General features: G+C 63.3%; 6 protein-coding genes. All 6 read right to left on the reverse strand.

Translation table 11 applies throughout. The features are described 5' to 3' along the window. Positions 1 to 51: 51 nt before the first annotated feature. Positions 52 to 678: a hypothetical protein gene (locus AC0L3X_RS45330; protein WP_473317507.1), complete on the reverse strand. Its 627-nt coding sequence runs from the start codon at positions 676 to 678 to the stop codon at positions 52 to 54. Further along, positions 675 to 1,598, reverse strand: coding sequence for a DUF2493 domain-containing protein (locus AC0L3X_RS45335; RefSeq protein ID WP_473317508.1), 924 nt, complete (start codon positions 1,596 to 1,598; stop codon positions 675 to 677). Before AC0L3X_RS45335 ends, AC0L3X_RS45330 begins: the two co-directional genes overlap by 4 nt. Before the next feature lie 330 nt (positions 1,599 to 1,928). After that, positions 1,929 to 2,990: a DUF7146 domain-containing protein gene (locus AC0L3X_RS45340; protein ID WP_473317509.1), complete on the reverse strand. Its 1,062-nt coding sequence runs from the start codon at positions 2,988 to 2,990 to the stop codon at positions 1,929 to 1,931. Then, a complete protein-coding gene (locus tag AC0L3X_RS45345) occupies positions 2,990 to 7,312 on the reverse strand; it encodes a strawberry notch-like NTP hydrolase domain-containing protein (protein WP_473317510.1) in 4,323 nt (1,440 codons plus the stop codon). The genes AC0L3X_RS45340 and AC0L3X_RS45345 overlap by 1 nt, the downstream gene beginning before the upstream one ends. A 180-nt stretch (positions 7,313 to 7,492) precedes the next feature. Beyond that, positions 7,493 to 9,610, reverse strand: coding sequence for a ParB/RepB/Spo0J family partition protein (locus AC0L3X_RS45350; RefSeq protein ID WP_473317511.1), 2,118 nt, complete (start codon positions 9,608 to 9,610; stop codon positions 7,493 to 7,495). 109 nt (positions 9,611 to 9,719) lie between these two features. Continuing rightward, positions 9,720 to 10,670, reverse strand: a complete 951-nt coding sequence (locus AC0L3X_RS45355; protein ID WP_473317512.1) for an ArdC family protein — start codon at positions 10,668 to 10,670, stop codon at positions 9,720 to 9,722. Between the last annotated feature and the right edge of the window lie 516 nt (positions 10,671 to 11,186).

Genomic DNA, 11,186 nt, shown 5'->3' on the forward strand with positions numbered 1-11,186 from the left:
TTCAACGCGCCGATCTAAGCGAACCTTCTTGACGACGAAGATGACCAGGGATCATCCCTCGCGCGTGGCGGCCGAGAGAATTGGTTGTGACCGATTATCCACAGACCCAGCCGGCTCGAACGGGCGGGTCTCCGCAAACACGGTCAAGCGCGTCCACGCCGTGCCGCCGATGCAAACCGCGCCCAGGCAAGCCAAGATCTCGCGCCAAACCAGCGAAAGCGCGCCGATCTGCGACATGGCGAAAATGACATGATAGCCGGCAATGGCGGCGGGAACAGCGAACGAAGTTGCGATCGCGATGCGCAAGATGAAAGATCGACTGAAGGCGACAGCGACCTGAGCGACGGCAAGCGTGAGCGCGCCAGAGGCTATTCCGACAAGCAGCGCGCCGACGACGCCAGCGCCGCTGTGAAACGCCATCATCCCGATACTCAGTGCGACGAAAAACGGTAAGGCATACACGGCCAACATGAAGATCAGCCAGCAGAACAAACCAATTCCGAGCGCGTTGAGGATAAGCCCAAGGGCAAGCATGGTGGTGGCTCCATGTGCAAAGATGTACCAGTCGCGCCTTCCACCACCACCGCGGCGCGCTTTGGACGTACTGTCGAAACGAGGCGGAGTTGCGGCGTGCAACTCCACCTTGATCGTCCACGAGACGAGAAAGGCGGCGCTCATGCGCCGCCGAACTTCCAGACGGGAATGCTGAGCCGCCTCGCCTTGTCGGCGAGGTTGTCCTGAATTCCAGTGCCTGGGAAGTGCATGACGCCGATCGGCAGAAGCTCGAGCATGGCGTCGTTACGCTTGAACGGGGCTGCCTTGGCGTGTTTTGTCCAATCGGGCTTGAAGGCGATTTGAGGGACTTTGCGGTTAGTCGCCCATTTGGAGGCGATGAGTTCGGCGCCCTTGGGCGAGCCGCCATGCAGCAGCACCATGTCGGGATGCTTGGCATGAACCTTGTCGAGGCGATCCCAGATGAGATGGTGGTCATTGTAGTCGAGCCCACCAGTGAGTGCGATCTTCGGCCCCGGCGGCAACATGATTTCGGTCTCGGAACGGCGCTTGGCGGCGATAAAGTCGCGGGAGTCGATCATCGCAGCGGTCAGCGTGCGGTGGTTGATCAGTGATCCAGATCGAGGGCGCCAGGACGAGCCGGTGTGGACCTCGAAGCGCTCGATGGCTTGGTCTCGGAAGAGTTCCAGGCAATTGCGGCGCTCGATGAGTGTGATGCCTTCGGTCGTCAGGCGTTCGAGTTCGACCGACCGCACCTCCGATCCATTCTGCTCGCGCTGGCTCTTCTGCTGCGCCTGTTCGTTGTCGTCGAGCTGGCGTTCAATGCGGTCGACGGCACGATGGAACAGGTTGACGGTCGACCAGAGCAACTCGTCAAGGTCCGGTTCTAGCCGCGTGTCGCCCAGTGTAGCAACCAGGGCGTCGAAGATATCGGCGACGGCGACGGCGATCACCTTGCCCTCCGGAAGCGGCCGTGGATCGGGCAGGTCGTCGAAGGGACGATAGCCGAAGAGCTGTAGTTCGGTGAGGACGTGGTCGGTTGGAGACGAGGCATGCGCCGGTTCGATGTCGTCATGGTCGGTCATGGGAAGAGGTCCTTCGGATCGGCCGCGCCCATCGCGGCCTTCGTGGCGATCACTCAGACGGCGGGCGGAACGGGCCAGAACCCGGTAGGGCCGAAGCGACAGCGGAGGATGGCGGAGGCCGGCTATTTTGCTTCGCGATGCAAAGCGCGCTGGCCAGACTTATGATGTGTGTTCGCATCGCCGGCGCGCGGCGGAAAATAGCCGGCCGCAGCCATTGCCGGCCCGGGCCGCTCGACGTCCGATCGCCCTCTAGAAGGCCGTGGTCGCGTCCTCTTCCGGCATTGGCCTCGCCTATGACCGACATTTCACGATCGATCGAACGACAGCGGCTTATTCCGCGGCCACCGTTGACGCATGCAGGAAACGGGCGACATCTTCCGGTACGAGCTGAATGCGTAAGGCTGCTCGGAGGACCTCGAGACCGAAAACGTGAAGGTCTTCGTTGAAGTCGCCCAACCGGGGCAACAGCGAGATCGCTTCAATGCCGGCGTCTGTTGCACGCTGAGTCAGAACGGCCTGAACCGCATCTCCGGCGGCGTCGGCATCGCGGGCGATGTAGAGGCGGCGCAGGCCTGATGGGAGCAACATGGCTGAGAGATGGTTGGCTGAAAGTGCAGCCGCCATCGGCATTGTCGGCAGCACGTAGCGCAGCGAAAGCATGGTTTCGATCCCCTCGCCGGCAGCGAGCACGTCGTCCACCGCGCCGAACCGAACGGCGTTGCCGAGCAGGTCACCCATCGCCCGTCGTGGTGTGTCGATTGGAGCCTTGCCGAGCCGTACGCGATCAAAGCCGTCCGGATCGAGCCAGGTGCGGTGCACGCCGGTGATCCGTCCATCGAGGTCGGTGACGGGGGCTATCATCGCCGGCCAGGATTCAGTCGGCAGATTATCGCTCGGCCGATAGTAGCAGCGTGGGTGGAAGCGTAGGCTGCCACCATGATGGATGCGGGCAATTCCCCGGCGCTGCAGATACGCTTCAACGACCGTCCCCTCGATCGGACCAGATACAGCAAAGAGTCGACGGGCAGCTTGTTGCGATCCGGTTGGCACCGCTGATCGTTCGGGTTTCGATGCGGATTCCGGTTCGGTACGAGGTAGCTTGAGAAAGCGCCTCGCCTCCTTCGCCACCTCACGGAAGCCGCGCAAACCCAGGCTTTCGCGGATGATGTCGAGGAGGTCACCATGTTCTCCAGTCGCAGCATCGGTCCACTTGCCGGCGGGTCCCTTCCGTGATTCCTGGAGCCGCACGAACATCGAGCGGCCCGGCGTGTTGTGGACGTCGCCGACCACCCAATATCGACCCGCCCGCTTGCCATTGGAAAGATAGTATCGGCACACCGCCTCGGCCTCGCGTGCGAGACCCCGAGCCAGCTCGGAGGCATCGTGAGACATCACGCGGCCTCCCGCTCACTGATGCGCGCGACGGGATAGACGTCGAGCACCTTCGACAGGATCTCAACGCCGCTCGCATCCGTGGGCACGAACATGCGCAGCCTATAAGAGATGATCTCCCCAAAGAGGCCGTAAGCCCGGAGTCGATCGCGCATCGTGTCGTTGAACCCAGACAGTTCGATGCGGTATGCGCCCATCACCCGAACACGGCGAAGCTGGAGATCCTCGGCAAGGTCGAGGACTGTCCGTCCCTCCATCAGCGCGACAAAGGCGGCATCCGGGGTCAACTCTGGCGCGTCTGCCGCGAGGACGTTCGCGACCCAGGTAGCCGAGACCTTGCGGCCGATGATCCGCTCGCCCGCATCGGTCTGCAGCCGATAGACCCGGGTCGACTCGTTCGGCAGCCGCTTCCAGATGGGCAGCAGCAAGCCCGCCACGACGTGGATCGTGCTTTCCGTGAACTCGGGGACCTCTGCGAGCTCCGCCAGCCAGGCTGCTGCAAATAGCTCGCGATCCGCTTCGGCCCAATGGCTTTCCGCCATCATGTTGAGTGAGAAGCTGTGCTGATCCATCGGCCGGATCAGGCGGACGCGCCGTTCGACCTCGCCGTCGTCGAGCATGAAGCTCGCCGCCGGCACCTGGACGGCGGATCGTCCCGAGCGCTCATTGATCAGCAGGACGGCATGATGATCGGAAAGACGAGCGAGAGCGTCATCCAGCCCCACAGGATGGTTGCGCAAGCGCTGGGTAATCGTGAGAAGCCGGGTCTCGGCGCCAGTGCCCGGATGCGCATAAATCGTCCTCCGGTCCGTGACGACAAAGCTTTCCGCACGAAGCGTTTCCAGTCCGACGTCATAGGTACCTGATGCAACTGCGCCCTCGATCCGAGCGGTCAATAGCTGCTCGAAGACGGTGAACAGGATATTCTGTAGCTCGATGGTGAGCGCCAATAGCCTGTTCAGGAAGGTTGTGATCGGCGGCAGATCATCTCTGAGACCGTTGGTATCGGTCAGCTTCAGGCCGGTCGAATCCTCGAATCTCTCGAGCGAGCAGCCGTCGACCTTGCCCCGCACCAGCAGCGTGTAGAGTTGACGCAACGCGTCACGGCCGTACTGGCTCTCAAGGTTGTCCTCAGGCCGGAACAGGCCCTGCCCTCCGGTCTGGCGCTGGCCGCGCGTGATGGCTCCCAACGTATCGAGCCGGCGGGCGATGGTGCTGAGAAAGCGCTTCTCGGCCTTCACGTCGGTCGCGATGGGACGAAACAGCGGCGGCTGCGCCTGGTTGGTCCGGTTCGTACGACCGAGGCCCTGGATCGCGGCATCGGCCTTCCAGCCGGGCTCCAGCAGATAGTGGACCCGCAAGCGACGATTCCGAGCCGACAGTTCGGCATGGTAGCTCCTACCGGTGCCGCCTGCGTCGGAGAACACAAGGATACGCTTGGCGTCATCCATGAACGCCGAGGTCTCCGCAAGATTGGCCGAACCTGCCCTATTTTCGACCGCCAGCCGGTCGCCGTTGCGAACGATGCGGCGCGAGCGGCCGGTCACTTCGGCGACCATGTCGGTGCCGAAGCGCTGCACGACCTGGTCCAGCGCGCCAGGCACGGGCGGGAGCGAGGCGAGCTTCTCGATCAGACGGTCGCGGCGGGCGACCGCCTCCCGGCTCTCGATCGGTTGGCCGTCACGATAAACAGGCCGCGAGCAGAGGTTGCCCTCCGAATCTGTGAACGGTTCATAGAGCTGGACCGGGAAGGAATGGGCGAGATAGTCAAGCACGTACTCGCGCGGAGTAATGTCGACCCGGACGTCGCCCCACTCCTCTGTCGGGATCTCCGCGAGCCTGCGTTCCATCAACGCCTCTCCCGTCGAGACGATCTGGATGACAGCGGCGTGGCCAGCCTCAAGGTCGCGCTCGATCGAGCGGACCAACGACGGCGTCTTCATCGAAGTCAGGAGATGGCCGAAGAACCGCTGCTTGGCGCTTTCGAAGGCCGATCTCGCTGCGGATTTGGCCTGCCCGTTCAGCGTTCCGGTTTCGCCGGTGATGTTGGCGGCTCGCATCGCCGCATCGAGATTGTTATGGATGATGCTGAACGCTTCGGCGTAGGCGTCGTAGATGCGAACCTGCTCGGGCGAAAGTTGATGCTCGACGAGCTCGTACGCGACGCCTTCGTAGGACAGTGAGCGGGCGGCGTAGAGACCGAGCGCCTTGAGGTCGCGCGCCAACACCTCCATCGCCGCGATCCCGCCCTCCTCAATAGCCTCGACGAATTCGGCCCGGGTGGCGAACGGGAAGTCATCACCGCCCCACAATCCCAGCCGCTGTGCATAAGCAAGGTTGTGCACCGTGGTAGCGCCGGTTGCCGACACATAGACGACGCGAGCGTTCGGCAAGGCGTGCTGGAGCCGCAGGCCCGCGCGCCCCTGCTGAGACGCCGCCTGGTCGCCGCGCTCGCCCTTGCCCCCGACCGCGTTCTGCATGGCGTGGCTCTCGTCAAAGACGATCACTCCGTCGAAGTCCGAGCCCAACCATTCGAGGATCTGCCGCACGCGCGAAAGCTTTTCGCCGCGCTCATCGGTCCGTAGCGTAGCGTAGGTCGTAAATAGGATGCCTTGCGAGAGCCTGATCGGCGTGCCCTGGCGGAAACGCGATAGCGGCGTCACCAGCAGCCGCTCCATGCCGAGCGCGGACCAGTCGCGCTGCGCGTCCTCGATCAGCTTGTCGGACTTGCTGATCCAGACTGCCCGACGGCGGCCCTTGAGCCAGTTGTCGAGCAGGATCCCGGCGACCTGCCGCCCCTTTCCCGCGCCCGTTCCATCGCCCAAAAACCAGCCGCGGCGAAAGCGGACGGCATTTGTCGCGTCGTCGCGGGCGGCTACCACGACGTCAAAAGTCGCATCGACCGTCCAGGAGCCCGCGAGAAATTCGGAATGCGCTTCACCGGCGTAGATGACGCTCTCAAGCTGGGCGTTCGAAAGGATGCCATCCGCCACGAGACTGGCTGGCAGATGCGGCCGATAGGAAGGTCTTGGCGGCGCGACGGATGCCATTGCAGCCGACTGCTCGAGTTTGGTCGGATGCGCCTGCGCGTCCGCAATGCGGATCGATTGTAATCCGTATTCCTCATAAAGCGCATCAGTGAGCCGGGCGCCTTCCGGCGGTGACCATTCGACCATTTCGTATGCGAGTTCTACGCCTTCTGGCGCGGCGACGCCCGAAGTAGAGGATAGGCGTGGCGGTGAAGCGCCGAGGGATCGTGACTTCACGAGGTGTCTGCCGACATCGATCACGACAGGGGCGGCAACAGGCAACCTCGGAGGCACATTCTGGGTCACCCAGTCGAGCAAGGTAGCGACATCGCCCGCCATGCCGAGCGAGGCCGGCAAGACATTCGGGTCCGCTGCGGGCTGCTTGTCGATCACAAGCAGCCTTGTGTCGGTTTGAGTTCCGTGTTTCGCGTAAACGGCTCCGTCGACCGCGGCAGAGAAAACAACACGCCCGCGTTCCTGAAGGCGAACGAAGGCATCTCGCCATGTCGGATTGTCCGGCCCGAAGCTTGCACCGGTAATGGCGACCAGACGCCCACCGTCGCAAAGGCGCGCCAAGGCCGAAGCGATGTGCCGAAGCGCCGCGTCCGCTATTCGTCGATCAACGTTCGCCAGCGCCGAGAACGGCGGGTTCATCAACACGACGCTCGGCACAACACCAGCATCGAGGTGATCATTGATCTGGGCGGCATCGAACCGCGTGACCTTACCGTTCGAGAACAGATGATCGAGCAACGCTGCGCGTGGCTCGGCTAACTCGTTCAGCACCAGAGCGCCGCCTGCGAGTTCGGCGAGAATGGCGAGCAAGCCTGTCCCCGCAGAGGGCTCGAGAACGCAGTCGGCGGGCGTAATCGCGGCTGCGGTACATGCGGCCAGTCCCAGCGGGATCGGCGTCGAGAATTGTTGAAGCGCCTGGCTGTCCTCGGAGCGCCGCGTATGGGTCGGCAGGCAACTCGCGATTTTCGCGAGCATCGGCAGCATCGCGGCCGTCGAACCCGCCTTGGTCCGCATGGCCGGACCGAACTTGCGAAGGAATAGAACGGTTGCCGCCTCGCAGGCGTCATAGGCGGTCTTCCAATTCCAGGCACCGGCCGCGTCCGAGGCGCCAAAGGCCGCCTCCATGGCGCCACGCAGGACCGCGGCATCGATGCGCCGGCCGCGTTCGAGATCGGTCAAGAGCTGTCGCGCAGCTCTGACCGTAGCGGAAGTGATAGTTGCAGCGGCACGCATCGAGAGCGGCGCAGCGGCAACGCCGCCGGCGAGAGATTCGGTCATGGGGATTTCTTTCGGAGAGCAGGAACGGGTCGAACCGCCCGGCGCTCTCCTCAAGACCACGGCGATTCAAACCCTTCCCGGCCAGACTCTCCCTCTCAGCCTCGGCCATAAGAATGGGGACCGGCGCTGTGCACCGGTCCCCCAGCAAGCGCAGGACAGCCGGAGCCACCCGTTATGCTGTCACTCGGCCGCATCGAGCTGTTGCCGATCCTCGTCGCTGCCGTTCTCGGGATCCTCCTCGTCAGCGAGGAATTCTGGCAGCGGGCCCGCTTCACCTTCCTGCTCCACCGAGGACGGGCTGGAATCGACGAGACGCAGCGGCTCCGGCAACCAGCCCGAGCCATCAAGGAGACGCTCGGCCTCCTTGGCCATGTCGGCCTTCTTCAGATGGTCGATCAGTTGCGCCGACGACTCGCCCTTGGCTTCCCGCACCGCCTCTAGAATGCGAGGCTTAGTGACTCGGCCGAGATAGTTGTCGACAGTCGGTCTCCAGCCAGCCTGCAACATGTCGAGTCCGGCAGCGCGCGCCAGCACGTCGGCCTGGTCGAGACGCGTGCGGACGCCGTGGGCTGAGACGCGACCCTGATTGTAACGATTGGCCGGCTCATAGACGGCGTTGACCGCAAAGGACGCACAGTGGGCGAACAACAATGCCTGTGCACCACCATCGAGAGCCGTCAGCGCATCCCAGAGCTCGGTCTCGCTCTTCGGCAACCGTGCCTTCCAGGCCTCATGCCGCACCTCGACAGCCTTAGCCGGGACGCTTTCTCTCAGCCCCGGAGCTTGAGCGGGAAACGTCGGCGTGCGCAGCCCGATCTCCAGACAGCTCCCGGACGAAGCAAATCGGTAAAAGGCCGTCAGCACGAAGTTGTGCAGCACCGCCTGGAACGCGATCGCAGGATTTCCCGCCAGCGCATCCCGCATTGCCAGCGTACGGTGCGCCGTCAGCTCGATGATGAGCCGATCCGGCAATGGCCTTGCCGCATCTTCATCATCTTCCTCCGGTTCGCTCGTTACGCCGGCGACCGAGATCGCTGTGCGCGGTGCGGAGCCACAAGATTCCGGCCCTTCAGTCGGCGACGCATCGGTGCCCCGCTCGACATCGAGACCGGTCGCAGGTGCCTCGTCTTCCGGCCTGACATAGCCTCGATCGACGCAAAGCCGCCCTTCGGAATCGATGCTGACGAAAACGCCGGCCCGGGCAATCTCCGCCGGATCGTAAGTCTTTGGCCGGCCTTCGAGCGCCAGCAGCGCCGCCTCGATCGCACCGAGACGCTGGTCGATCTCTTCGGGCAGCTCATCCGCGTCCTGATATTCGGTTTCGAGCTTCGCCTGCTCCGCGCTGAGAGCGTCGATGGTGGCCTGCTCCTCAGAGGTGAGATCGACAGGTTGGCCTTCCAGCTCGCGCAGGCGTGTCGTGTGGCCGTAGGGGAAGTCAACGGCGACTGAGATCCATTTCCATCCCTCGGCGGCGATCGTCTCGGCCTCGGCTTTGAGCTTCTCGGTTACAAGACGATCGAGCGAGGCGACATCCTGAACCCAGCCGCCATCATCGTGTTCGAACAGATCTCGCAAGACGCCGCCACCGGCGCGCTCATAAGTATCGAGCCCAATGAACTGCACGCGGCGATCGGACGCCCGCACGGTATTTTCCGTCACCATCCGCCGGATTTGATAGGGTTCATCGTAGCCCGAGCGGCTGACATTCTCCCAGACCTGTTCCTGCCGAGCCTGATCCCCGGTGACAGAAAACGCCATGAGCTGCTCGAGGGTCATGCCGTCTTCGGCATAGACGTCGAGCAGCTTTGGCGACACGGACGCCAGCCGGAGGCGTTGCTTCACGACGGCCGGTGTCACGAAGTGCCGAGCCGCGATATCCTCCTCGGACATGCCGGCGCCACTAAGAGTTTGGAAGGCTCGGAACTGGTCAAGCGGATGAAGACCTACCCGCTCATCGTTCTCGGCAAGTGAATCGTCTTCTGCGATGCCGCCCTCACGCACCACGCACGGAACGGGCTGCGTCTTTGCCATGCGCTTCTGCTTGACGAGTAGTTCCAGTGCGCGATAGCGCCGGCCGCCCGCCGGCACCTCAAACATGCCGGTCTCATTGCCTTCCGCGTCCACGACCGCCCGCACGTTGAGACTTTGCAGGAGCGTACGCTGCGCGATGCTTTCGGCGAGCTGCGCGATCGAGACGCCCGCTTTCACGCGCCGGACGTTGGATTGGCTGAGCACCAGCTTGTTGAATGGAATGTCCCGCGAGGGCGACAGGGTGATCTTTTGGACAGCCTTCGTCATGTCGAATTCTCCACGACGGGCGGCCGGGAGCCTCTCTCTCGGCCTCCAACCCGTCGCGAAAACTGCATCTCCCCTCTTACTCTCGTTTCCGAAGCGACTGGCGAGATCCTCACGCTGCCTCCTGCTCCGCTCTCTCGGTCGTCACGTCAACAACGGACTCCAGCAGAAAGCCAAGCAGATAATCCGCAACCTTGCTGGCTTGTGAGGCAGCTCGCACAATCGCGCGATTGTCCTCGCGCAGTACCTCGAGCCAGGAGCCGATATAGTCGGCATGTCGCACCGTCGGTACGATACCGAGCGACGCGCAACTAAACGCAGCCGATATCTCCGCAATCAACTCCTCAAAAGCATACTTCTTGGTACCGTAACCACCTGACAAGTCGCGGTTGAGACGCGACTGATGGCCGCTGGCATGCGCCAGCTCATGCAAGGCGGTTCGATGCCAGTTGATCGGCTCAAAATAGGCCTGTGGCGGAGGTACCTGGACATAGTCTTCTGCCGGCGCATAGAAGGCGCGGTTGCCGCCGATGCGGAAGTTGATGCCGGTCGCCTTGATGAGCTTTTCGACCCGCGGCTCGATCAGGCCTGGCGGCGGGGGCGGCGCCGTCATTGCGATCTCCGAGGGCAGGTCGTCGCACTGATCAGTGTTGAACAGCGTGAACCGCTTCAGGAATGGGATGGCCTGCGCTTCGTCGCCCGTTTCGCTCGCGCGCTGCCTTTCGTCGACCGGTACAAAGCGATCGGCATAGACAACAGTAGTCCCGCGCTCGCCCTTGCGGACGTGACCACCGAGCGATAGCGCCTGGCGGAAGGTAAGCCAGCTCTGACCTGTGAACGCGCGCTCGGTGGCAGCCCCCCAGAGGATCAGAACGTTGATGCCGCTGTATTGACGGCCGGTCGCGGCGCTTTTCGGAATGGCCAAGGACGGCTTCACCGCGCCCCAAGGTTGCACCCATGGCGCTCGGCCGGCCTCAAGTTCACCGATAATCTTGTTGGTGATTTCGTCATAAAGGTTTGCCCGGTCCTCACCGGCGCGCGCTCGAGGAGAATGTCTGGACATCGCGGGTCTCCGCGACGGGCGCCGCAAGCCTCTCTCGCAGCCCGTAACCCGTCACGGCAAAACCGCGCGAAACTCTTACTCTCAGCGCCTAAGCGAGAGAATGCGAAATCTGCGATGCGGCCAGCCTTCCGTCCGCTTCTTCATGGCTTTTGGCCTTGAGGTGCCCAGGGCCGCAGGCCCTGACCAGGCGTGCGCCAGTGGCGCATCGCCTCAGCGGACAATGGCACCCGGAGAGCGTGAGCATAGCGACCCGAAGGGGCACGCGGGTCCGAGTGCAGCGACGAGACCGGTTAACAGTGGCACCCGGGAACGGGGCAGTGATAGCGATCGCCGGCATACTTCATGACGGCGGGCCCCTTTCCCGAGTGCCCCCGGCGAGGAACTCCACAGTGCTTGCGCGAGGGATCGAAGCCGGATGGCCGAGACGCAAAGCGGCTCGGCAAGGATTGGCTCGGGCAGCATGCTCGGATCGCTTGCGCTCATATGTCCGGCCTATTATCGGGTCTTGCGACCACT

It is taken from the genome of Bradyrhizobium sp. MI1.7 (assembly GCF_055811795.1).